The organism is Microbacterium sp. LKL04 (assembly GCF_900102005.1).
GTDB lineage: Bacteria > Actinomycetota > Actinomycetes > Actinomycetales > Microbacteriaceae > Microbacterium.
Window position 1 is genome coordinate 2,491,083 of the sequence record NZ_LT627736.1, and the last position, 23,006, is coordinate 2,514,088.

Here is a 23,006-nt window from a genome sequence, read left to right on the forward strand (position 1 = left end):
GACGAACGAAGACTGAGAGAACATGGCTGACGAAGAGCGTCCCGACCCGACTGCCGGCTACTCGCACGGCAACATCGACCAGGTCGACCTCCAGGTCGAGATGCAGCGGAGCTACCTCGACTACGCGATGAGCGTGATCGTGGGGCGTGCGCTGCCGCGCGTCGAGGACGGCCTCAAGCCCGTCCACCGTCGTGTCATCTACGGCATGTACGACGGCGGCTACCGTCCCGACAAGAGCTACTCGAAGTGCGCCCGCGTCGTCGGCGAGGTAATGGGTCAGTACCACCCGCACGGTGACAGCGCGATCTACGACGCGCTCGTCCGCCTCGTGCAGCCCTGGTCGCTGCGCTACCCTCTCGCCGACGGTCAGGGCAACTTCGGCTCCCCCGGCAACATGGGCGCCGCCGCCCCGCGGTACACCGAGACGAAGATGGCGCAGCTCGCGCTCGAGATGGTCCGCGACATCGACGAGGACACCGTCGACTTCGAGGACAACTACGACGGCCGGACCCGTGAGCCGGTCGTCCTCCCCTCGCGCTTCCCGAACCTCCTGGTCAACGGGTCGGTCGGCATCGCCGTCGGTATGGCCACGAACATCCCGCCGCACAACCTGCGCGAGGTGGCCGACGGCGTCATGTGGGCGCTGCAGAACCCGGATGCCTCCCGCGAAGAGCTCCTCGACGCGCTGATCGAGCGCATCCCCGGGCCCGACTTCCCCACCGGTGCGCAGATCCTCGGCACCAAGGGCATCCGCGAGGCGTACCGCACCGGCCGCGGCTCGATCACGATGCGCGCCGTCGTGAACGTCGAGGAGATCCAGAACCGCACCTGCCTGGTGATCACGGAGCTCCCGTACCAGGTCAACCCCGACAACGTCGCCGCCAAGATCACGGCTCTCGTGCGCGAGGGCAAGCTCAGCGGCATCGCCGACATCCGCGACGAGACGAGCGACCGCACGGGTCAGCGACTCGTCATCGTGTTGAAGCGGGATGCCGTCGCGAAGGTCGTCCTCAACAACCTGTACAAGCACACGCAGCTGCAGGAGAACTTCGGCGCGAACATGCTCGCGATCGTCGACGGCGTGCCGCGCACGCTGCCGATCGACGGCTTCATCAGCTACTGGCTGACGCACCAGTTCGAGGTCATCGTCCGCCGCACCCGGTACCGGTTGCGCGAGGCCGAGAAGCGCATGCACATCCTGCGCGGCTACCTCAAGGCGCTCGATGCGCTCGACGAGGTCATCGCCCTCATCCGCCGCTCCCCTACGGTCGATGAGGCGCGCGAGGGCTTGAAGGCGCTCCTCGACGTCGACGACGCGCAGGCCGATGCGATCCTCACGATGCAGCTGCGCCGCCTGGCGGCCCTCGAGCGCCAGAAGATCGTCGACGAGGCGACCGAGCTCGAGCTCAAGATCGCCGACCTCAACGACATCCTCGCCTCGCGCGACCGGCAGAGCGCTATCATCGGCGACGAACTCGGCGAGATCGTGGCGAAGTTCGGGGATGAGCGTCGCACGCACATCCTGCACGGTTACGACGGCGACATGTCGATGGAGGACCTGATCCCTGAAGAGGAGATCGTGGTCACCGTCACGCGCAACGGGTACGTCAAGCGCACGCGCAGCGACAACTACCGCTCGCAGCACCGTGGCGGCAAGGGAGTGAAGGGCGCGCAGCTGCGCGCCGACGACATCGTCGAGCACTTCTTCGTGTCGACCACGCACCACTGGCTCCTCTTCTTCACGACCAAGGGTCGCGTCTACCGCGCGAAGGGCTACGAGCTCCCCGAGGGCGGGCGCGACGCGAAGGGCCAGCACGTCGCGAACCTCCTGGCCTTGCAGCCGGGCGAGGACGTCGCCCAGATCCTCGACATCCGCGACTACGCCACGGCCGAGTACCTCGTCCTCGCCACGCGCGACGGCAAGATCAAGAAGACGGCCCTCACGGAGTACGACACCAACCGTCAGGGCGGCATCATCGCGATCCGTCTGCGTGGTCAGGACGAGGAGAACGGCGATGAGCTCGTCAGCGCGATGCTCGTCGACTCGACCGACGACCTGCTGCTCGTCTCGCGGCTCGGCATGTCGCTGCGCTTCACGGCGAGCGATGAGTCCCTCCGCCCGATGGGCCGGTCGACCGAGGGTGTGAAGGGCATGTCCTTCCGCGACGGCGACAGCCTGCTCTCGGCATCCGTCGTCCGTGACGAAGGATTCGTCTTCGTCGTCACCGAAGGCGGGTACGCCAAGCGCACGGCCGTCGATCAGTACCGCGTGCAGGGCCGCGGTGGTCTGGGCATCAAGGTCGCCAAGCTGCACGACGACCGCGGCGAGCTCGCCGGCGGGCTGATCGTCAGCGCGGACGACGAGGTCCTCGTGGTTCTTGCCAGCGGCAAGGTGGTACGCTCGGCCGTTGCCGAGGTGCCCGCCAAGGGCCGCGACACAATGGGCGTGGTCTTCGCCCGGCCCGACGACGACGACCGGATCCTCGCCATCGCCCGAAACGGCGAGCGTGGACTGGCCGAAGCTGCAGCCGATCCTGAAGCCGCCTCGGCTCCCGAGACCACCGAAGAGAGTGACGCATGAGCTCTGTTGCCGACAAACTCGCCAAGAAGTCCTCGAGCCGGACGACCGCCAAGCAGGTCCGCCTCCGTCTCGTCTACGTCGACTTCTGGTCGGCCGTGAAGCTGTCGTTCCTGGCTGCGGTCGCTCTGGCGATCGTCACGGTCGTCTCGACCCTGCTGATCTACCTCGTGATCAGCTCGACGAACCTGATCGGTCAGGTCGACGCGCTGCTCGGTGCGGTCAACGGTGAGAACTCGTTCACGCTCGGGTCCGTCATCAACCTGCCCCAGGTGATGGCGTTCGCCGCTGTCGTCGCGATCCTCAACCTCATCGTCGTGACCGTGCTGGGCGCAGTCATGGCCGGTATTTACAACCTCATGGTCAAGGTCACCGGAGGACTGCTCGTCGGCTTCACCTCGAACTGAGTCGGATGCCGCGGCATCCCGTCACACGACGGAGGTGCCCAGCAGCAGACCCAGCGCCCACGTGACGGCGAGGGCGAGTGCCCCGCCGACCACGAGCCGGGTGACGGCTCGACGCTTGCCGGCGCCGCCCAGGCGGGCCGAGATCGTTCCGGTCAGCGCGAGCGCGACGAGCACAGCGGCGAAGGTGGTCGGAACGCGCCATTCCGCGGGTGGCAGCAGGATCGCGAGGAACGGCAGCAGAGCGCCGAGCGTGAACGCGATCGCCGACGAGAGAGCGGCCTGCCACGGGCTCGTGAGTTCGTCCGGGTCGATGCCGAGCTCGATGTCGAGGTGAGCACCCAGCGCGTCGTGGGCGGTGAGTTCCTCGGCCACCTTGCGTGCCGTCTCTTCGGACAGTCCCTTCTCGCGGTACAGCTCCGTCAGCTCTGCGAGCTCCTGCTCCGGCATCTCGGCGAGCTCGCGCTTCTCCTTCTCGATCAGCGCGCGTTCCGTGTCGCGCTGACTGCTCACCGAGACGTACTCGCCGAGCGCCATCGAGATGGCCCCGCCGACGAGCGCGGCGGAGGAGGCCGTGATGATCGGCCCGAGGTCCGTCGTCGCGCCGGCGACGCCGACCGCGACAGCCGCGACGGAGACGATGCCGTCGTTCGCTCCGAGGACTCCGGCGCGCAGCCAGTTCAGTCGTTGTCCGAGGCCGGCGCCCTGCGGCTCGGCGTGCATGGTCGTGCTCATGAGCCCAGTGAACCAGAACGGCGGCATGCGACGGGCCCCGCCGGTCGCGCGGATTCGTCAAACAGTGCCATCGTCGGGTAAAGTCTTGGAGGTTGCAGGCGTGAGCCGGCAACGACGGGGCTATAGCTCAGGCGGTTAGAGCGCTTCACTGATAATGAAGAGGTCCCAGGTTCAAGTCCTGGTAGCCCCACCGTCACCGCACCGGGGGCCTTAGCTCAGTTGGTAGAGCGCCTGCTTTGCAAGCAGGATGTCAGGAGTTCGAATCTCCTAGGCTCCACAGTCAGAAAGCCGGAATCCCCACGGATCCCGGCTTTCTCCCGTTCCGCACCTCTTCCTTCAGGGCATCTTGCGCGAATCTTGAGCGAGCCTTGCGCTGCGCTTGCGTTCGGATGGCGACGATGAAGGTGTCGCCGATGGCGCCGATGACCCGCAGCTTCGGCCCAGCGATGAGCAGAAGTCCCGCGTGGGCAGCGGGATCTTTGGGGATCCGCTCGCGACATCAGCCTGGGACGTACGGTTGGGGATCCTGCGTCCCAGGCAGTCGCCTGCCACCACGTCCAGGACCGCCCATCCTCTAGGGTGAACGCGTGGACATCCGCGTTGCTGCCTACGCCGTCGTCGTCGACGACCACCGCATCCTGCTCGCCCATTGGAACAGCCCCACGCGACCCGCGTGGACGATGCCCGGCGGAGGGCTGGGTCCCGGTGAGGATCCGATGGATGCCGCGGTCCGGGAGGTCCTCGAGGAGACGGGGTTTCACGTGGAACTCGACGGAATCCTGGGCACCGACTCCCAGGTGATCGCCGAGAAGGACCGGTTCCACGGCAGTGGACCGATCCAGGCCCTCCGCATCGTCTACCGAGCCCACGTCGTCGGTGGCGAGCTCCGGAACGAGGAGGAGGGCTCGACGGATGAGGCCGCCTGGTTCCCTGTGAGGGAGGTTGCGGCCCTGACCCGGGTCGGTCTGGTCGACACGGCGATGCGGATGGCGGGGCTCATCGCCTGACCATGCGCCTCTTCGCGCAAAGCGTTCTGAGGTACGCGATGACGGCGTCTGTCTTCTCGGGGCAGAACGCCGTCGGTGCCATCCCGATGATCGCCGGGGCGCTCTCACTGGTCAGGAACGATTCGGCCGTCGTGATTAAGCGGTCGACGGACTTCTCGATGGACATGCTTTCGAGGTCGGCGCAGAACGCGCGGGAGATGGCGAGGGACTCGGCGAGATCGACGTCGGGGAACTCCTCGGCCATCTGCTTCTTGAACGCCTCGACCATCTTCGGCTCGTCTCCGGGACAGTAGGTCTCGACGGCCGGCGGGACGATGATCTCCACGGCCTCGTCGCCATACTGTTCACGGATCTTGTCATTGAAGACCCCGTATCCCAGCAGATAGCCCTTGTCATCGTCGTACAGGTCTTCGCAGAGCTGGTGCACCATCGGGATGAGCGTGTCCATGTCGGCCTCGGGCAGCCTGGCCGCGATCTCAGCGGTGAAGGCGGCGTCCTCTGCCGACGTGGTCTGCGTGGGAGATGCTGACGGCGTCGCCGACGCACCGCCCGCCGTCGACGTGCCTGCGCAGCCGACCAAGGTCAGCGCCGCGACGACCACGGTGAGGATAGAAAGCAGACGGCGCGAGACAGCGGAGGTCATGCCATCATGCTGGTCGACGTCTGGAATGGCGACAACGCGTGGCGCCGGGTACCCCGCGTGCCGTAATGAGCGGTCAGACCCGCCGTTCGCCCATCGATTGCGAGATGTCTGCGACGACGGCATCGTAGGAGCGAATGAGGTCATCGGCGTCGACGAACAGGCTGAAGCCGTGCGCGCCGGCTCCCATAGCGATCTGCTTGCCGACGATGCTCGCGTCGGCGTAGACCGGCCAGGCGGTCGTGCTGCCGATCGGCGTGATCGTTCCCCGTTCGTAGCCGGTCGCAGCGAGCGCCAGCTCGGGCTCCGGGAGACGCAGCTTGTTCACGCCCACCACCGCCCGCAGTTTTGGCCAGGAGATCGCCCGGTCACCGGGGATGAGGGCGAACAGATAGGTGTCGTCACTGCGCTTGACGACGAGGGTCTTCACGATGTCGGATGCCGCGAGCCCGAGAAGTTCCGCGGCCTCCTCGAGGCTCCCGGCCGCGGGGCGAGCGACGAACTGCACCGACAAAGACCGGGAGCGCGCCGCTTCAGCGACGCGCTCCGACGGTACGGGCGTGGATTCAGGCATCCGGCGCGCGCAGCGGGTCGTCCGCCACCCACAGCTCGTCGTCTGCGCGAAGCGTCTGCCACGCGGCGTAGAGCACACCGGCCGTCGCGGCGACGCCGAAGATGATGGCGAGGACGCCACCGGCGCCGAGCCCCTTCTTCTTCTGCGGAACCGACAGCTTCTTGGTGGCCTTCTTGCCCGCCTTGGCGGCGTTCTTGCGGAACGAGTCGGCGTCGAAGCCGCCGAGGCCCTTGCCCTTCGACAAGCGGTGGCGCTGGTCGTTGGCGACATCCCACACCGAGAGTGCGGTTCCCACGACGGCACCGGCAGCCGGAACGACGGCGCCGTTGAGCACCTTGCGTCCCGTCTCGACGCCGCGGTCGACGTAGGGAGCGGCGTAACGCTCGTAGGAGTGCTTGGCAGCGGGCACGACGTGGTCGTGGTTGTACTTGCCGAGCTGGCGACCCGCCTCACGGGCGACGTCACCGGCCTGACCGACGAGCACCTGCTGCGACTCCCACAGGTTCGCTGCCTGCTTCTGCAGCTTGCGGAGTTCCTTCTTGGTCTTGCGGTTGAGGCTCACGGGGCCCTCCCTTTTCGGGGTTCATCCGGGGACGTAGTGGGTCCATACTGCCAGACGCATTCAGGCGGCGCGGGGGGTTGCAAGTGAGAGGATGATGAGTATGCCGATTCACTCCGCTGTCGCGACACTGCACACCACCCACGGCGACATCGTCGTCAACCTGTTCGGCGATCAGGCGCCGCGCACCGTCAAGAACTTCACGGGTCTGGCCGATGGATCCCAGGCCTGGACGCACCCCGCCACGGGCAAGCCCGGCGAAGGTCCCCTCTACACCGACGTCATCTTCCACCGCATCATCCCCGGCTTCATGATCCAGGGCGGCGACCCGCTCGGCCAGGGCATCGGCGGCCCCGGCTACAACTTCGACGATGAGATCAGCCCGGAGCTGACCTTCGGCAAGCCCTACCTGCTCGCCATGGCGAACGCGGGCCTGCGCCGCAATGCGATCACCGGCAAGGCCGAGGGCACCAACGGCTCGCAGTTCTTCATCACGACCGACCCGACCCCGTGGCTCAACGGCAAGCACACGATCTTCGGCGAGGTCGCCGACGACGCGTCGCGTGCCGTCGTGGACAAGATCAGCGCCGTCCCGACCGGTGCGCAGGACCGTCCGGTCGAGCCCGTCGTCATCTCCTCCATCGACATCGCCGAGGCCTGATCCCTTCGTGACCTCCGCCGACCCCCGGACCAATCCGGACAACTTCTGCTACCGGCATCCTGACCGTCAGAGCTTCGTGCTCTGCCAGCGATGCCTGCGCACCATCTGCCCCGAGTGCCAGACACCGCTTCCTGTCGGCGTCATCTGCCCGGAGTGCTTGGCGGAGCAGCAGAAGGGGGCACGGTCGGCGGAGGTCAAGCGGATGCCGGGGCGCTTCGCGCGCAAGATGCGCAGCGACCGCCCTGTCGTCACCTACGCGATCATGATCTTCACGCTCGCGATGTACCTCGTGCAGCTGATCCCCGTCGTCGGCGGCGAGGTCACGAACGCCCTCGCGTTCGCGCCCGCGTACGCGGTTCCCGGGAGCGCTGCGCCGTTCGAACCGTGGCGCATGCTGACGGTCGCCTTCGTGCACTCGACGCCGCTCCCCTTCCACGTGGCCCTGAACATGCTGGCCCTGTGGGCGCTCGGCCGCAGCCTCGAACCGCTGCTCGGCAAGGTGCGCTTCATCGCGCTCTATGTGCTGAGTGCGATCGGCGGCTCGGCCCTGGTTGCTCTGATCGCACCGGGGTCCGCGGTCGTCGGCGCCTCGGGAGCGGTCTGGGGCCTCCTCACGGCGATGCTCATCATCGGCCGACACGTCGGCGCGAACATCCTGCCCATCGCGATCCTGCTCGGGATCAACCTGGTGTTCTCGTTCGTAGGGTCCGGCGTCTCGTGGCAATCCCACATCGGTGGTGGGCTCGTGGGCCTGCTCATCGGGTTCATCTTCGCGCGGACGCGCGCGCAGAAGCGTCAACCGCTGCAGGCCGCACTGCTCGTCGCGGTGGGCGTCGGCCTGGTCGCGGTGACCGCGACGGTACCCGCCCTGCTGTATCTCTGAGTTATCCACAGATTCATCCCCAGGCTGGGGATGAATCACACCGGTGTAATTCCTGTCGGTGGGATGCCAGGGTTCAGCGCCAGCGCGTGGTCATCAGGAATCCGATGAACGCGATGCCGAACCCGATTGCGAGGTTCCACGGACCGATCTGCGGGATCGGGAAGGCCTGGCCGCTCAGGTAGAAGACGATGATCCAGACGAGTCCGATCAGCATCAGCCCGATCATGATCGGCTTGAACCAGACCGGGTTGGGGGCGGCTTCGCCCTCGGGCTGAACCAGTCGGTCCTCGTCCTTGTCTCCACGTGCCATGGCGAGAAGTCTACCTGCCAGCCCCGATTCAGCCTTCGCTGGCTAAACTCCGATCGTGACCGACTCCTCGCCCACGGAGCACCAGACCCGACGCACGCGTCGATCCCGCCCACGACCCCGCGCCACCGTCGCGAGCGTCCTGGGTGAGATTCTGCTCACTCTGGGCGTCGTGGTCCTCCTCTACGTCTCGTGGCACACCTGGATCGGCGACGCGATCGTGCAGAGCGAGCAGCACGCCGCGGCTCAGGCGCTGGCCGATCAGTGGGCGACCGAGGCGGAGGAGACCCCCGAGGCGTCTCCTGCCCCGAGCCCCACGCAGCAACCCGATTCCGCGGAAGAAGCGATTCCCGTCCTGGGCGACCAGAAGCACGCCGAGGTGTTCGGGATCATGAAGGTCCCGCGTTTCGGCAAGGATTGGCAGTTCAAGATCGCCTCGGGTGTGACCCGCCCCGACATCATGGACCGCGGCGAGATCGGGCACTACCCCGACACCGCCATGCCGGGTGCGGTCGGCAACACGGCGTACGCGGCTCACCGCTGGACCTCGGGCGCGCCCTTCGATCCGATCGACAAGCTGGTGGTCGGCGACGCGATCGTCATCCAGACCAAAGCCGGGTGGTACACCTACCGGTTCCGCTCGTTCGAGTACGTCCAGCCCAGTCAGGTCCAGGTGCTCCTGCCGGTCCCGAACCAGGAAGGCGTCGCCGCCAATGGCCGCTACCTCACGCTGACGAGCTGTGCCCCGAAACTGAATTCCCTGGAGCGCATCATCGCCTACGCCGTGTTCGACGAGTTCACTCCCGCAGCCGACGGTCCGCCGGCCTCGTTGACCGGCGGGGTGGGCGCCTGATGTACGCCGCGCTGTGGCGAGCACTGCCCGGTCCCTGGTGGGTGCGGGTGTTCATTCTCCTCGTGCTGGTCGCCATCATCCTGTACCTGCTGTACTTCTACGTCTTCCCGTGGGTCTTCCAGACCGTGTGGCCGAGCGAGGAGTCCACCGTCGGCGGCGGCGGGTGACCACCGGCATCCGGGTTCTCGTCGTCGACAATCACGACAGCTTCGTCCACACCCTCATCGGCTACCTCGTGGAGCTGGGGGCTCGGGTGGACATGGTCGAGGCGGATGCCGCCGGTGCCGTCGCGCGCGTGGACGCGGCCGACGGCGTCCTGATCTCCCCGGGTCCCGGGACGCCCGAGGACGCGGGGGCGTCGATCGGGATCGTGCGACACTGCGCGGACACGCGGACGCCGCTTCTCGGCGTGTGTCTCGGGCACCAGGCCATCGCGGTCGCTTTCGGCGGCGTGGTGTCGCACGCCTCCGACCTCATGCATGGACGCACCTCCCGCGTGACGCACGACGGGTCCGGTGTGCTCGCAGGGATGCCGCAGCCGTTCACTGCGACCCGGTACCACTCGCTCGCCGTCCGCGAGGACTCCCTCCCCGCCGAGATCAGCGTGACGGCGCGAACCGAATCGGGCACCGTGATGGGCCTGGCCCACCGTTCGCTGCCGATCGAGGGCGTGCAATTCCACCCCGAGAGCGTGCTGACCGAGGCCGGCTATCTCCTGCTCGGGACATGGCTCGAAGGCATCGGGGTCGCAGGGGCGGCCCAGCGGGGCGCCCGGCTGTCGCCGCATCGCACCGTCGGCTGAGGCGGTCAGCCGCTGCAGGTCGTGAGGGTGATCTCGGATCCGACGGGGACTTCACCGATCGCGGACTGGACCTTCACCATGCGGGGATCGGTCGCGGGGCAGGAGGGGTCTTCCTGCACGATCGGGTTGAGGCCGTACTGCTCCGACTTCAGGATCTCCACCGCCTTGTCGACGGTGTAGTTGAGGGCGAAGTCCTCGACCGTGACGGTTCCCGTCGCGACGACGAGATCCACGGCGGTGCCCTTCGGGATCTCGTCTCCGGGGGCCACCGACGCGCCGTTGACCGACCCGCTGATGACGACGTCGGCGGCGAGCTGGGGGTCGTTCCGTCGGGTGATGGAGCCGAGGGTCAGCCCGGCCTGTTCGAGAGAGGTCGTGACTTCGCGCACCGTGAGGTTCGCGAGGGTCGGAAGGGCGGCTTTCTCAATGCCCTTCGAGACGTAGACCGTCACCTGGTCGCCGGGTGCGACCGTCGTCCCCGCGAGGGGATCCGTCCTGATCACGGCTCCCTCGGGAACATCGGCGCTCGTCTCCTGGACCTGCTGGGCCTCGAGCTTGGCCGCGCCCATCACCTGATCGGCGCGGTCCCACGTCATGGTCACGACGTCGGGCACGACGAGGGCGTTGGGGGTGACCGTCCCCTCATCGGGTCGGATGCTGTTGACCCAGATGAAGACCGACACGAGGAGGACGGCCAGCATCGCGATGCCGGCCCAGACCCACGCGGCGGGAGGACCGGCCTGGGTCCGACGCATGGTGTCGTCGCTCGTGAGCTGCCGGAGCGACCGTGCGGTCTCGGCGGCCTGCTTCGGGTCGGGACCGTAGAGCTCGTTGCTGAGCGATTCGACCCGGCGCTTGCTGGGCACCTTGCGACCCGTCGCGGCGGCGAGGGCGTCGCGGAACGCGACCGCCGTCTGGGGACGCTGGAACGGATCCTTGGCCAGCGCGCGGAGGACGAGGGCGTCCAGGGAGCGCGGGACGGTCTCGACGACCTCGGACGGCGGGATCGGGGCTTCCGAGACGTGCTGGTACGCGACGGCGATCGGGTTCTCGCCGCGGAAGGGCGGCTGGCCCGTGAGGAGCTCGTACAGGACGATGCCGGCCGAATAGATGTCGGCGCGTGCGTCGACCGGGTCGCCCTTGGCCATCTCGGGCGAGAAGTACGACGCGGTGCCGATGATGGCCGTCGTCTCGGCCACGGTCGAGGAGGAATCCGACACCGCGCGTGCGATGCCGAAGTCCATGACCTTCACCTGACCGGCATCGGTCACCATGACGTTGCCCGGCTTGATGTCCCGGTGGACGACACCGGCGCGGTGGGAGTACTCGAGCGCCTCGAGGATGCCGTCGGTGTACCGGAGTGCGTCCTCGAGGGGCACCGGTCCCTCGCTGATGATGTCCTTCAGCAGGTGGCCGGTGACGAGCTCCATGACGATGTACGGCTCGGGGTGCGGGCGGCCCGCGGCATCCGTCCGGGTCTCCTCACCGGCGTCGTAGACGCGGACGATCGCGGGGTGCGACATGCGCGACGCCGACTGCGCCTCGAGGCGGAACCGGGTGCGGAACGCGCCGTCGGCAGCGAGGTCGGGCTCGAGGATCTTGATCGCGACGGGTCGCCCGAGCGTCAGATCCTGCCCGCGGTACACCGAAGCCATGCCACCCCGGCCGATGAGGTCATCGACTCGGTAGCGGCCCGACAGCACACGTGATGTAACGGACACTTCACTCCCCGGAATGGAACCCGGACAGCCTATCCGACCGCGTTCGAAAGCCTGCTGAAAGCCGTCGCGATCAGCCCTGGCCCTCGTCGGACCCACCGTCGGCCGGCGGCGGGGTCTCTTCCGGCGCCGGGACGATGGATGCCGCGGCCTCCGACGAGTCTCCCGAGACGCGCTCGGTGTTGTCGCCGTTGCAGGTCACCGTGTACGTGACAGACAGGGCCTGGCTGCCGTTGTCGTCGACGACGACCTCCTGCGGCCGATCCCCGATCGCGAAGCTCGCCGTCGATTCGCCGTTCGTGTTGAACACTCCGCCCGAGACCGTCATCGTGTAGCTCGTCGCCTGCGGGGCACCGGCGGGGCAGGTGTAGCTGTCCCACATGATGCGGACCGTGGAACCGGCGGTGACCGTGCCGTCTGCGTTGCCGCCCTGAATGCTCGGCGCCGCGGGCGTCTCCATCTGCGCCGCGTCGGTGTAGCGCAGCAGCGTGATCTGGTCCGCGGTGTTGACGTTGCCCGTCGGGTTCACGCGGTACACCTGACCGACCTGGCCGTCGGTGGGGGCGGGGTCGCCGTCTTCGCACTGGACGTTGTTGAATCCGTTGTCGTTCAGGATGCGCGTCGCCTCGTCGCACGACTTGCCCTCGAGTCCGAGCGAGGCGGGGTTGGGCGCCGCGGTCGTGGGGGGCGGCGGCGACGAGGGAGGAGGCGACGATGCCGGCGGGGAGGGCGAGCTCGGCGGCGGGCTGGACGGCCCGGGATCCGCTGTGTCGTCCTTCGGCCCGAAGAGCGCGATGAGCGTGCCGATGAGCACGACCGCGAGCAGGGCGATGAGGGCCACGAGAGGCCACGTCCAGGGACTGCGCTTCTTCTTGGGCTTCTGCTCCGACGCGGCCTGCTCCGTCGCGAGTGCAGCCGTGCCGGTTCCGACGCCCGCTCCGGCCGCGGCGGCACCCGCAGACGGCAGCAGGCGGGTCGTGGCATCCGAACCCGTGTTGGAGGTCAGCAGCTGGGTGAAGGCGTCCGTCGAGGCGGCACCCGCGATGGCCGGGACGATCGCCGCAGCACCCGCGACGTCACCGCGGCGCAGGGCTCCCGCGGCGCGCGCGACGGCGGAGGTCGACGCGGGACGCTCGTCGGGCTTCTTCGCGATCATGCTCATCACGAAGCGCTGCACGGGCTCCGACACGGTGTCGGGGAGCGGCGGCGGGGTGTCGTTGATCTGCGCCATCGCGATCGCGACCTGCGACTCGCCCGTGAACGGACGGCGTCCCGCCAGCAGCTCGTACGCGACGATGCCGAGGGAGTAGATGTCGGTCGCGGGGGATGCCGCGTGCCCTGACGCCTGCTCGGGCGAGAGGTACTGAACCGTACCCATGACCTGACCGGTCGCCGTCAGCGGCACCTGGTCGGCGATACGGGCGATGCCGAAGTCGGTGATCTTGACGCGGCCGTCGGGGGTGATCAGCAAGTTGCCGGGCTTGATGTCTCGGTGGACCAGGCCTGCGGCGTGCGCCGCCTGGAGAGCCGAGGCGGTCTGAGCGACGATGTCGAGCGTCTTGTCGGTCGACAGGGCGCCTTCACGCTCGAGGATCGTCGACAGAGCCTCGCCCGGGACGAGCTCCATCACGAGGAAGGCGGAGCCGTTCTCCTCGCCGTAGTCGAAGACGCTGGCGATGCCCTCGTGGTTGACGAGAGCGGCGTGCCGAGCTTCGGCGCGGAAGCGCTCGAGGAAGCCGGGGTCGCCCATGTACTCGTCTTTGAGGATCTTAATCGCGACGGTACGCCCGATGACGTGGTCGGTGGCTTCCCAGACCTCGCCCATGCCGCCGATGGCGATCCGGGAGTCCAGTTCGTACCGTCCGCCGAAGCTCACACCTTGCGTCGGTCTCATTCGCTCAGCACCGCCTCAATCACTTTCTTCGCGATCGGGGCCGCGATCCCGTTGCTCGTGCCGTTCTGGCCGAGCCCACCACCGTTCTCCACCATCACCGTGACGACCACCTTCGGGTCTTCAGCGGGCGCGAACCCGGTGAACCACAGCGTGTACGGGTCCCCCGGATTGTGCTCCGCCGTTCCGGTCTTCCCGGCGACGTCGACGCCGTCTATTCTCGCACCCGACGCCGCGCCGTTTTGGACATTGGCGGTCATCAGCTCGGTCATGGTCTTCGCCACTTCCGGGCTCACGGCGCGACCGAACTCGGTGTTCGCCGGTTCGTCCTGCACCGTCAGGTCGGGGGCGACGACGCGGTCCACCATGCGAGGGTTCATGACGACGCCGTCGTTGGCGATGCCGGCCGCGACCATCGCCATCTGCAGCGGGGTCGCGCGGACGTCGGTCTGGCCGATGCCGCTCAGCGCCGTCTGCGGCGCGTCGAAGCCCTCGGGGTAACTGGAGGCGGCGACGTTGAGCGGGATCTCGAAGGCCGAGTTGAAGCCGAACTTCTGTGCTTCTTCGCGGATCGCGTCGGTGCCGAGCTCGAGCGCGAGCTCGGCCATCGGGATGTTGCAGCTCAGCCGCAGCGCCGTCGCCAGGGTCGTCTTCTCGCCGGGGCCGCAGGTGCCGCGGTCGAAGTTGTGCAGGATGTTGCTCGTTCCGGGGAGCGTGAAGGTCGCCGGGTTGTCGAACTCCGAATCGGGCGTGTACTTGCCCGACGACAGCGCCGCCGACGCGACGACGAGCTTGAACGTCGATCCGGGAGGCTCGGTCTCGCGGGTCACGCGGTTCGTCAGCGGTCGCAGCGGGTCGGCCTCGAGCTTCTGGTCGGCCGCGTTGACGGCGGAGCTGTTGTGCGACGCGAGCAGGTTCGTGTCGAAGCTGGGGCTCGTGGCCATGGCCAGGATGCGGCCGGTGTCGGGTTCCATCGCGACGACGGCTCCCTCGAGGCCGTCGAGCGCGTCGTAGGCGACCTTCTGGATCTTCGGGTCGAGCGAGAGGAGCACGTTCGACCCGCGCGGCGGCTGTCCGCTCACGATCTGGTCGAAGCGGGTGAGGAACTGGCGGCTGCCCGTTCCGGCGAGGGCCGCGTTCATCGCGTACTCGAGACCGGTCGAGGAACGGAGGACGGGGTTGATGAACCCGGTCACGGGCGCCCACATCTCGGCATCCGGGTACGTGCGGATCCAGCTGTAGACGTCGTCGCTCGGGTTCGACGAGGCGATCGCGGTACCGCCGGCGAAGATCGTCCCGCGCTGCACCTCGTACGAGTCGTACAGGGTGCGGCGGTTGTTGGGGTTCTCGTTCAGCTGCCCGGCGAGAGCGACCTGGATGACGCTCGTCGCCGCGAAGAGGCTGAGGAACATGAGGAGCACGACGACGCTCAGTCGGCGTAGTTGCTTGGTCATCCGATCACCACCCGGGGCCTGGAGCGAACCGCGTCGGAGATGCGAAGCAGGATCGCGATGATGAGGAAGTTCGCGATGAGCGACGATCCGCCCGCCGCGAGGAACGGCATCGTGAGACCGGTGAGCGGGATGACGCGGGTCACGCCGCCGACCATGATGAACACCTGCAGGGCCAGAGTGAACGACAGGCCCGTCGCGAGGAGCTTGCCGAAATCGTCCTGACCGGCGATGCCGATGCGGATGCCGCGGCTGACGAACACCATGTAGAGCGCGAGGATCGCGAACACACCGACCAGACCCAGCTCTTCGCCGAGGCTCGGCAGGATGTAGTCGTTGTGCGCCAGCGGCGTCAGGTCGGGGCGCCCCAGACCCCAGCCGGTGCCGATCAGCCCGCCGTGGGCGAGACCGAAGATCCCGGACACGAGCTGGAAGCTGCTGCCGTTGATGTAGTCCGGGTTGAACGCGTCGAGCCAGTTCGAGAAGCGCAGTCCGACGTAGGGCAGGACTCGCGAGGCGACGAGAGCGCCGGCGGCGGCCATCAGGACTCCGAGGATCGCCCAGCTGGCCTTGCCCGTCGCGACGTAGAGCATCGCGATGAACATGCCGAAGATGAGGATGCCGGTACCCAGGTCGCGCTGCAGGACGATGATCCCGAGCGAGACACCCCAGACGATCAGCAGCGGGCCGAGCTGACGGGCCTTCGGCCACGTGATGCCGAGGAACTTCGTGCCGACCGAGCTGAGCGCTTCGCGGGTGCGGACGAGATATCCCGCGAAGAAGACCGCGAGGCAGATCTTCGCGAGCTCACCGGGCTGGAACGAGAAGACGCCGCCGATGGACACCCAGACATCTGCGCCGGCCTTGATGCCGAGACCCGGCACGAACGGCAGGAGGAGCAGCAGGATGCCCGTCAGCCCGAACACGTACGTGTAGCGGAAGAGGACGCGGTAGTTGCGGAGGAAGACCACGATGAGGATCGCCCCCGCGATCGCGATGGCAGCCCACACCAGCTGGCGGAAGCCCAGCGAACCCCAGCCGAGACGCCCCTCGGCGATGTCGAGCCGGTAGATCATCGCGACGCCGAGACCGGTCAGCAGGGTCGCGATGGGCAGGACGAACGGATCCGCGTCCCGTGCCCAGATGCGGGTCACGATGTGGAGAGCGAGCGCCAGACCGGCGAGCCCGCCGCAGTACGAGAGGAACGTCGGGTCGATCTCGCCGCGGGTGCCCAGCTGGACGAGCATGACCGCGACCGTCGTCACGACGACCGCGAACACGAGGAGTCCGAGCTCGCGGTTGCGCTGCGTCGCCGGCATCCGCAGTTTGCGCAGTGCCTTGATGACCGTCGTGTCGGTCTCTACCGAGGCTGTCATGGGGTCCCCTGGCGGAGGTTGTCGACGATCGCCTGCGCGTCGGCGAGCGATCGGGCGGAGATGGTCTGTTCCACCGACTGCCGCTGATAGGCGGGGAGGTCGGCGAGGAGGATGTCGGTGTCCTCGAACGGCGTCGACAGTGAGATCGGACCGATGTCCTGTTGGATGCCGCGATAGATCACGACGCTGTCGTCGTCGGCGCCGATGAAGTAGCGGGTCTGCGTCCAGGCGTATCCGGCGAACACGCCCGCCGCGATGACCGCCACAATCGCGATGAACCCGACGAACCACCAGACGCGCCGGCGGCGTCCCCGGCGACGGTCTTCCTCGATGAGCTCCTCGAGGTACTCGGCTGCCGGTTCGAAGTGGCTCGGCTCGTTCGCCGCCTGGCGTCCGGTCTGGAACCAGCCCGTGCGGGCCGGCCGGGCGACGGGGATCTCGATGCCCTTGGGTGTGGCCGCGGAGCCGACAACGGTCGCCGTCCCGCTGTACATCGGATGCCGGCCCCCCACGTCGACGAGGACGATCGTGACGTTGTCGGGGGCCCCGGCATCCAGCGCCAGCTTCAGGAGCATGTCAGCGGTGCGGCCGGGAGCGAGATCCTGGCGCAGCACCTTCGCCGTCTGCGCATCGTCCACGACGCCGCACAGACCGTCGGAGCAGATCAGCCAGCGGTCGCCCGGCTGGGTCTGCATGATGAACGCGTCGACCTCGGGGTCGGTGCCCATGTCGCCGAGCACGCGCATGAGGACGGAACGGCGCGGGTGGTAACGGGCCTCTTCGGGTGTGATCCGACCCGAGTCGACGAGCCGCTGGACGAAGGTGTGGTCCGTCGTGATCTGGGTGAAGGCCCCATCGCGGAACAGGTAGACGCGCGAGTCGCCGATGTGGGCGATGACGGCGTAGTCGTCGACCATCAGGACGGCGCTGACCGTCGTTCCCATGCCGGCGAGCTCGGGACGTTCGGCGACGGTGTCGACGAGGACGTGCGCGGCATCCACGATCGCCTCACGGAGCTCCCGCTCCGCCTCGGCCGGGGTCGGGAACCCGTGGTCGAGGCCCTCCAGGTGGTGGACGGCGATGCTCGACGCGATGTCGCCACCGGCGTGGCCGCCCATGCCGTCCGCGACCACGAACAGGTTCGAGCCCGAGAAGCCCGAGTCCTGGTTGTTGGAGCGGACCTTCCCGGTATGGGAGATGGCGGCGCTCGACCCCTCGAAGACCATCGGTGCGGGCCGCTACTTCCGCAGCTCGAACGTCGTGGCGCCGACCTTGATGGGGGCGCCGACGATCACGGGGACGGGAGAGGCGACGCGCTCGCCGTCGTGCCAGGTGCCGTTCGTGGAGTCGAGGTCCTGCACCATCCACTGCTCGCCCCACAGCACGAGCCGCGCGTGGTGGCTCGAGGTGTAGTCGTCGCGGATGACGAGGCCCGATTCGCTGGAGCGACCGATCGTGAGCGGTTCGTCACCGAGCGGCAGTTCGAGCCCGGCCTTCGGTCCGCTGGTGATCACGATGCGCGAGGCCGTGTTCTTCGTGGCCTTCTGCGGACCGCTCGGGGCGGCCGGCCGGTTCGCGATCGGCGAGACGATCGAGGTCTCAGCGTTCGCCGGAGCGGTCGCCACGGGTCCGGGCGCGGCGGCGACCGGCTCGGGCATCTTCCGCACCTTGACCCCGAAGAGGTCGGCGCGGAGCGAGTAGACCACCGCGAAGACGAAGAACCACAGCAGGATCAGGAACCCGATCTGCAGCAGCAGGAGTGTCAGTTCGCTCATGCCTGGCCTCCGATGTCGAACATGCGCGTCGCCGGATCCTGCGGCCGCGGGGGGATGCGGCGGGATGCCTGCGCGACGACGCGGAACGTGATGCGCGTGCGCCCGATCGTGACGACCGAGTCCGGCTCGAGGGCCGCCTCCCCGACCTTCATACCGTTGAGCTGTGTGCCGTTGGTCGAACCGAGGTCGCGAACCATGGCGCGGCGGCCGTCCCACAGGATCTCGACGTGCCGGCGGCTGGTTCCGGCGTCGGAGATCGTGATGTCGGCATCCGTCCCGCGTCCGATGACGGTGCGGCTCGCGGTGAGGCGGTGCTGCTGGCCGTCGATCTCGACGACACCGTGCCACGACACGTCCTCGGCGCCGGCCGAGTGCGAGTCGACCCGGACGGTTCCGGTCGTGAGGGACTCGTCGGCGTTGATCGAGAGCGAGACCGGACCGGCGAAGCTGTACTGCTGCGCCTTGGCATGGCCTTCGACGAGCTGAACGAGCTCGTCGTGGAGCGCGCGGCCCAGCGCGCCCATGCGCTCGTGGTCTGCCGGAGCGAGCCGGACGACGAGAGTGTTCGGAACGAGGATGCGGTCGCGCGAGACCACGGCGGCCTTCGCATCGAGTTCGGCACGCAGTGCGGAGGCGATCTCTACAGGCTGCACACCGCTGCGGAAGGTCTTCGCGAACGCGCCGTTCACGGCGCGCTCGATTCCCTTCTCGAAGCTGTCAAGTAGTCCCACGGGGCTCCTCAGGCAGTCTGGACCGGTGCTCACATGCTAGTTGTCGACCCTGGCAGGGTCTGGGGAACACAGCTGCGGCCGTTTCTCCGGCGGGCTCGCGCCATGATATCCTCGGAAAGTTGATCCCGTGGCGACACGGGTTCGCGCGAGTGGCGGAATAGGCAGACGCGCTGGCTTCAGGTGCCAGTGCCCGAAAGGGCGTGGGGGTTCAACTCCCCCCTCGCGCACAGACAGTGCGACACGAAGCCGGTCGGTGGTGAGAACCCCGACCGGTTTCGTCGTCGGTGGGCGAGTTCAGCCGCGTTTGCTGCTGATGAAGCTGACCATGCGGCGCATGTCGTCGATGGCGAACGCCGCCGCTGAGGTGAGTGCGCGGTAGCCGTAGTCGCGCGCTCGCCGTTTCTCCGGATTGCCCAGGTCGGTCGGCGTCAGCTTTCACCTAACGGCTGTTGAACTTGGCGTGGCTTCGGAGTTCGTCCCTGTCCAGCGGCGCAGCCGGGCTCGCGCCTGACTCGGTCATTCGTTGCTCAAAAGCGATGGTGGTGCACGTCGTCAGTCCCGACGCCAAGCAGCACCCAGCGAAGACGTACGCGGGATGAGGCGTGGTTCGAGTGTCACTGTTCTGTTCAGTGCTGTGGGACTTTCGATCCGCTCCAGCAAAAGATCCGCAGCAGCCTGTCCCATCTCTTCACCGGGCTGAGCGACGGTCGAGATTGGCACGGCACTCTCAGATGCGAAGTGGTTGTTGTCATACCCGGTGACCGCGATGTCGCCGGGCACAGAAAAGCCTTCCACCTCACCGAACACCTGGATGAGACCGATCGCGAGGAGGTCGGAGGCTGCGATCACCGCGTCGAATGCACCGGCGCCCCGGCTCAAGAGCCGCTTTGCCACCTCGCGCCCGTGACGAATATTCAGCCCCCGCGTTTCGGCGATCTCGAGCGATGCGCCTGGGACCTCCGCGACGGCCTCGCGGGCGCCCTCCAGTCGCGCGGAAACCGCGGAGAGGAACAGCGGACCACCTGTGAAGACCAGCCGCCTCCGACCGAGGGCGAGGAGATGGTCAGCGGCCAAGCGGCCACCGTGATGCTCGTCGACTATGACACCCGAGTAGGCGAGCGATGGGGACTCAAAGTTGACGAGAACGGTCGGTGTTGAACGAGTGGGCAGGAAGTTTGAACGAGCGAGGTCCGTGTCGAGGGGAGCAATGATGATGCCGGCAACTCTCGAGCGATCGAGCAACTCGAGGTTGTGAACTTCACGAGTGGGCTCGATGTCGGAGTTGACGATCAGGACGTCCATGCCGCGTCGTCGCATCACCGCTTCGACGCCTCGTGCGATGTCGACGAAGAACGAGTTGCCGAGGTCGGCAAGTACGAGGCCCACGGAAGTACTTACTCCGGCGGCGAGGGATCGCGCTGCGTCGTTCCGCACGAACCCGAGTTCCGCGATTGCCGACAAGACTCGTCGCCTTGTTGCTTCCCGCACCTTCTCGGGGTTGTTCAGCGTGTTCGATACCGTGCCCAGGGCGACCCCTGCGTGCGCAGCCACGTCGGCCATGCTGGGCAGCGGCTTCGGCGCCGGTGACCGCTCCATGACCATCGGATCCCTTCACCGCGACGAGTCGGGCGACGTCGTGGCAGTTGCGATCATATCGGTGACCGCATCTGAAATGAAGCGTTTCATATTCGTTACCTCCCGCATCCTTGACAGTCCATAAAACCGGTGTCATCGTTCGTTGGAGCGCTTCAAAACCGAGGCGTCACATTCAAGGAGGAATAGTGTCCACAGCATCGCGGCGCGCCCGTCGCCTCGTTCCTGCTCTCGCCGCTCTCGGCGTAGGCGCTCTCGCGCTTGCGGCCTGTGGTCCGGCCGGAAGCCCGTCTTCCGGGGAGTCGACCGGCGAGTTCACCTACCTCGGTCAGACCGAGAACACGACGATCGTCGGCACCCTCGAGACACTGTCCAAAGACCAGTGCGCAGCCGAGGAGAAGGCGGCTCCGCTGAAGGCGGACGACATCGCCGGTACGCAGTGGGACCAGCAGCTCCAGTTGTTGGCCAGCCAGGATGGCCTGTCGAGCATGTCGATGGCAGCGGGAACCCCCTCTCTGATGAGCCAGTTCATCGACGCAGGCCAGGTTCTGAACCTGTCCGAGACCCTCGATGAGCTCGGTGTGGCGGATCGCATCCAGCCCGCAGCCGAGTCGACGATCAAGGCTCTGTACGGTGACGGCAGCCTCTACGCCCTCCCGACCGAGTTCAACATCGAGGGTTTCTGGTACAACAAGGAGCTTCTCTCCGACAACGGCGTCGAGGTCCCGGAGACCTGGGACGACCTCGTTTCGGCAGCTGAAACCCTCGATGCCGCCGGCGTCCAGCCCTTCAGCGCGGCGGGCAAGGACGGCTGGCCCGTCACCCGTCTGGTCGGCGACTACATCTTCCGCGACCTGGGCGCCGACGCGCTCCAGAAGGTCGCCGACGGAGAAGCGAAGCTGACCGACCCCGAGTATGTCGCAGCCGCTGACGCCGTCGCCGAGCTCGGGAAAGCCGGATACTTCGGCGACGCGGTCGGGTCTGTCGACTACAACGCCGCGATGAACACCTTCCTGACCGGCAAGGCCGCCTTCTTCTACATGGGCAGCTGGGCCCTGGCGAACTTCGCCGACGAAGCCCAGAACCAGATCGGCGGACCGGACAACATCGGATTCGCCCGCTTCCCTGCCGTCGACGGCGGCGCCGGCAGCATCGACGAGATCCCGGCCAACGTCGGCATCCCCGTGATGTTCGCGCAGAAGAACTACGGCGACGACACCGGCGCGTGGATCAAGTGCATCGCCGAGAACTACGGCGACACCGTGCTTGCCGACAGCGGTGTCGTATCCGGTTTCGTCGTCGACAACCCGCCGGCAGACCTCCCCTCGACCACTCAGGCCGTCCAGGCCGAGATCGAGGCGGCGCCCTCGAGCGTGCTCTGGTTCGAGGCGCTGTTCAGTTCGGAGGGCACCAGCGTCAGCCAGACCAACGGAGGCGGTCTCGCCACGGGCTCGGTCTCCGGTCAGCAGTTCATGGAACTGGTCCAGGCAGCCAACGACAAGGGCTGAGCCACACCACGGTCAGGGCGGGCCCTGGGCCCGCCCTGACCTCCGCTCATCCACACCCGAAAGACCCCCAATGAACAAAGTCCTGGGCGACAAGCGCGCCATCTTCGTCCTCGTAGGCCCAGCCCTGTTGGTCTACTCCCTGATCATGCTGATCCCGATCGTGTGGTCGCTCTTCTACACGGTTCAGGACGGTAACCCCATCACGGGGTTCGAGTTCAACGGCGTCGACAACTTCGTCACGTTCTTCCAGGACCCCGCCGCGTGGAACGCCATCGGATTCACCCTGATGTACGCCGCGATCCTGACGGTCCTCCAGGTGGGCGTCGGCTACCTGCTTGCGCTGATGTACGTCTTTTGGCTGAGGAAGGCGTCGGGCCTCATCCGGACGATCGTCTTCTTCCCGGTCGTTCTTCCGACCGTCGCCGTCGCTCTCCTGTTCCAGCGGCTCTTCGAAGCAGCACCCACCACAGGCCCCGTGAACTCCCTGCTCAACGCCTTCGGGCTGGAGTCGGTGGACTGGTTCGGGACGCCGGGAGCCGCTTTCTGGATCATCATCCTGATGGACCTGTGGCGGTCGATGGGGTTCTACGCCGTGCTCCTGTACGCAGGCCTCGTCGACATCCCCGACGAGCTCCTCGAATCCGCACGCATCGACGGTGCCGCTGGGTGGAAGCTCGTCCGGACCATCGTCCTACCCCTGTCGCTGCCGGTGCTGCTGTCCTCGCTGATCTTCAGCATCAACGGCACCCTCAAAGTCTTCGACACCGTCGTAGCGCTCACCAACGGCGGTCCAGGCAGCGCCACCACCCCGCTCACCCTCTACATGTTCCGCACGTCCTTCACCTACGGCCAGTACGGGTACGGAAGCACGATCGCGCTCATGCTCACCATCCTCTGCCTCCTGTTTACCGTGTTCATCTTCCGGTCAACGCGCCGCGACCTCACGAAGGAGAGCTGACC

Annotated in this window: 23 protein-coding genes and 3 tRNA genes; 13 read left to right on the forward strand and 13 right to left on the reverse strand. The window is 67.3% G+C overall.

Translation table 11 applies throughout. The features are described from left to right. Nucleotides 1-22 precede the first annotated feature (22 nt). The gene (gene gyrA, locus BLP38_RS12195; protein WP_091358048.1) at nt 23-2,581 is read left to right on the forward strand and encodes a DNA gyrase subunit A; all 2,559 of its coding nucleotides are present in this window, start codon (nt 23-25) and stop codon (nt 2,579-2,581) included. Next, nucleotides 2,578-2,985 (forward strand): DUF3566 domain-containing protein, encoded by a 408-nt coding sequence (locus BLP38_RS12200; RefSeq protein WP_091358050.1) that lies wholly within the window; start codon nt 2,578-2,580, stop codon nt 2,983-2,985. The genes gyrA and BLP38_RS12200 overlap by 4 nt, the downstream gene beginning before the upstream one ends. Before the next feature lie 21 nt (nt 2,986-3,006). On the opposite strand, the gene BLP38_RS12205 is transcribed toward BLP38_RS12200, so the two are convergent. Next, entirely contained in the window at nt 3,007-3,717 is a 711-nt protein-coding gene (locus tag BLP38_RS12205; RefSeq protein WP_091359844.1) for a VIT1/CCC1 transporter family protein, read from the reverse strand. A gap of 116 nt (nt 3,718-3,833) precedes the next feature. Between BLP38_RS12205 and BLP38_RS12210 the strand changes: the two genes are divergently transcribed. The 3 genes from BLP38_RS12210 to BLP38_RS12220 all read left to right on the forward strand — a co-directional run bounded on the left by BLP38_RS12210 (nt 3,834) and on the right by BLP38_RS12220 (nt 4,724). Further along, a tRNA-Ile gene (locus tag BLP38_RS12210) sits at nt 3,834-3,907 on the forward strand. Between the two features lie 14 nt (nt 3,908-3,921). Beyond that, nucleotides 3,922-3,994 (forward strand) — tRNA-Ala (locus tag BLP38_RS12215). A gap of 310 nt (nt 3,995-4,304) precedes the next feature. Then, nucleotides 4,305-4,724, forward strand: coding sequence for an NUDIX hydrolase (locus BLP38_RS12220; protein ID WP_091358053.1), 420 nt, complete (start codon nt 4,305-4,307; stop codon nt 4,722-4,724). Here BLP38_RS12220 and BLP38_RS12225 read toward each other — a convergent pair. The 3 genes from BLP38_RS12225 to BLP38_RS12235 all read right to left on the reverse strand — a co-directional run bounded on the left by BLP38_RS12225 (nt 4,714) and on the right by BLP38_RS12235 (nt 6,500). After that, nucleotides 4,714-5,325: a hypothetical protein gene (locus BLP38_RS12225; RefSeq protein ID WP_231916499.1), complete on the reverse strand. Its 612-nt coding sequence runs from the start codon at nt 5,323-5,325 to the stop codon at nt 4,714-4,716. The genes BLP38_RS12220 and BLP38_RS12225 overlap by 11 nt on opposite strands. Nucleotides 5,326-5,440: 115 nt before the next feature. After that, nucleotides 5,441-5,938, reverse strand: a complete 498-nt coding sequence (locus tag BLP38_RS12230) for an aminoacyl-tRNA deacylase (RefSeq protein ID WP_172824699.1) — start codon at nt 5,936-5,938, stop codon at nt 5,441-5,443. Continuing rightward, nucleotides 5,931-6,500 (reverse strand): DNA helicase, encoded by a 570-nt coding sequence (locus BLP38_RS12235; protein WP_091358064.1) that lies wholly within the window; start codon nt 6,498-6,500, stop codon nt 5,931-5,933. The genes BLP38_RS12230 and BLP38_RS12235 overlap by 8 nt, the downstream gene beginning before the upstream one ends. Before the next feature lie 100 nt (nt 6,501-6,600). Here BLP38_RS12235 and BLP38_RS12240 point away from each other — a divergent pair, with 100 nt between their 5' ends. Together BLP38_RS12240 and BLP38_RS12250 are read left to right on the forward strand one after the other, a co-directional pair. Further along, the gene (locus tag BLP38_RS12240; RefSeq protein WP_091358068.1) at nt 6,601-7,158 is read left to right on the forward strand and encodes a peptidylprolyl isomerase; all 558 of its coding nucleotides are present in this window, start codon (nt 6,601-6,603) and stop codon (nt 7,156-7,158) included. A 7-nt stretch (nt 7,159-7,165) separates the two neighbouring features. After that, complete coding sequence (locus BLP38_RS12250) at nt 7,166-8,041, forward strand: rhomboid family intramembrane serine protease (protein ID WP_231916500.1); 876 nt, start codon at nt 7,166-7,168, stop codon at nt 8,039-8,041. Nucleotides 8,042-8,114: 73 nt separating this feature from the next. On the opposite strand, the gene BLP38_RS12255 is transcribed toward BLP38_RS12250, so the two are convergent. Beyond that, nucleotides 8,115-8,351: a cell division protein CrgA gene (locus BLP38_RS12255; protein ID WP_091358079.1), complete on the reverse strand. Its 237-nt coding sequence runs from the start codon at nt 8,349-8,351 to the stop codon at nt 8,115-8,117. A 55-nt stretch (nt 8,352-8,406) separates the two neighbouring features. Between BLP38_RS12255 and BLP38_RS12260 the strand changes: the two genes are divergently transcribed. From BLP38_RS12260 to BLP38_RS12265, 3 genes are read left to right on the forward strand one after another with little or no spacing between them, the layout of a single operon-like run. After that, a complete protein-coding gene (locus BLP38_RS12260; RefSeq protein WP_091358083.1) occupies nt 8,407-9,201 on the forward strand; it encodes a class E sortase in 795 nt (264 codons plus the stop codon). Continuing rightward, complete coding sequence (locus BLP38_RS14345; protein WP_172824700.1) at nt 9,201-9,368, forward strand: hypothetical protein; 168 nt, start codon at nt 9,201-9,203, stop codon at nt 9,366-9,368. The genes BLP38_RS12260 and BLP38_RS14345 overlap by 1 nt, the downstream gene beginning before the upstream one ends. After that, nucleotides 9,365-10,003: an anthranilate synthase component II gene (locus tag BLP38_RS12265; protein WP_091358088.1), complete on the forward strand. Its 639-nt coding sequence runs from the start codon at nt 9,365-9,367 to the stop codon at nt 10,001-10,003. Before BLP38_RS14345 ends, BLP38_RS12265 begins: the two co-directional genes overlap by 4 nt. A 5-nt stretch (nt 10,004-10,008) precedes the next feature. Here the strand turns inward: BLP38_RS12265 and pknB are convergent, their stop codons facing one another. The 7 genes from pknB to BLP38_RS12300 form a co-directional block, all read right to left on the reverse strand. After that, on the reverse strand, nt 10,009-11,658 hold the full coding sequence (gene pknB, locus BLP38_RS12270) for a Stk1 family PASTA domain-containing Ser/Thr kinase (RefSeq protein ID WP_231916501.1): 1,650 nt from the start codon (nt 11,656-11,658) through the stop codon (nt 10,009-10,011). 136 nt (nt 11,659-11,794) lie between these two features. Next, nucleotides 11,795-13,615 carry a protein kinase domain-containing protein gene (locus tag BLP38_RS12275; protein WP_091358093.1) on the reverse strand — a complete coding sequence of 607 codons (1,821 nt, stop codon included), beginning with the start codon at nt 13,613-13,615 and terminating at the stop codon, nt 11,795-11,797. Further along, nucleotides 13,612-15,066 carry a peptidoglycan D,D-transpeptidase FtsI family protein gene (locus BLP38_RS12280; protein WP_091358096.1) on the reverse strand — a complete coding sequence of 485 codons (1,455 nt, stop codon included), beginning with the start codon at nt 15,064-15,066 and terminating at the stop codon, nt 13,612-13,614. The genes BLP38_RS12275 and BLP38_RS12280 overlap by 4 nt, the downstream gene beginning before the upstream one ends. After that, on the reverse strand, nt 15,063-16,439 hold the full coding sequence (locus BLP38_RS12285; RefSeq protein ID WP_091358099.1) for an FtsW/RodA/SpoVE family cell cycle protein: 1,377 nt from the start codon (nt 16,437-16,439) through the stop codon (nt 15,063-15,065). The genes BLP38_RS12280 and BLP38_RS12285 overlap by 4 nt, the downstream gene beginning before the upstream one ends. Next, a complete protein-coding gene (locus BLP38_RS12290) occupies nt 16,436-17,665 on the reverse strand; it encodes a PP2C family protein-serine/threonine phosphatase (RefSeq protein ID WP_091358101.1) in 1,230 nt (409 codons plus the stop codon). The genes BLP38_RS12285 and BLP38_RS12290 overlap by 4 nt, the downstream gene beginning before the upstream one ends. Nucleotides 17,666-17,677: 12 nt before the next feature. Beyond that, nucleotides 17,678-18,214 carry an FHA domain-containing protein FhaB/FipA gene (locus BLP38_RS12295; RefSeq protein ID WP_091358104.1) on the reverse strand — a complete coding sequence of 179 codons (537 nt, stop codon included), beginning with the start codon at nt 18,212-18,214 and terminating at the stop codon, nt 17,678-17,680. After that, nucleotides 18,211-18,945 (reverse strand): FhaA domain-containing protein, encoded by a 735-nt coding sequence (locus tag BLP38_RS12300; protein WP_091358107.1) that lies wholly within the window; start codon nt 18,943-18,945, stop codon nt 18,211-18,213. Before BLP38_RS12300 ends, BLP38_RS12295 begins: the two co-directional genes overlap by 4 nt. Before the next feature lie 143 nt (nt 18,946-19,088). Here BLP38_RS12300 and BLP38_RS12305 point away from each other — a divergent pair. Further along, nucleotides 19,089-19,172, forward strand: a tRNA-Leu gene (locus BLP38_RS12305). A gap of 325 nt (nt 19,173-19,497) precedes the next feature. Here BLP38_RS12305 and BLP38_RS12310 read toward each other — a convergent pair. Continuing rightward, nucleotides 19,498-20,505: a LacI family DNA-binding transcriptional regulator gene (locus tag BLP38_RS12310; RefSeq protein WP_231916616.1), complete on the reverse strand. Its 1,008-nt coding sequence runs from the start codon at nt 20,503-20,505 to the stop codon at nt 19,498-19,500. Nucleotides 20,506-20,726: 221 nt separating this feature from the next. On the opposite strand from BLP38_RS12310, the gene BLP38_RS12315 reads away from it, so the two are divergent. Beyond that, on the forward strand, nt 20,727-22,046 hold the full coding sequence (locus BLP38_RS12315) for an ABC transporter substrate-binding protein (RefSeq protein WP_091358113.1): 1,320 nt from the start codon (nt 20,727-20,729) through the stop codon (nt 22,044-22,046). 70 nt (nt 22,047-22,116) lie between these two features. After that, a complete protein-coding gene (locus tag BLP38_RS12320) occupies nt 22,117-23,004 on the forward strand; it encodes a carbohydrate ABC transporter permease (RefSeq protein WP_091358116.1) in 888 nt (295 codons plus the stop codon). Nucleotides 23,005-23,006: the final 2 nt, after the last annotated feature.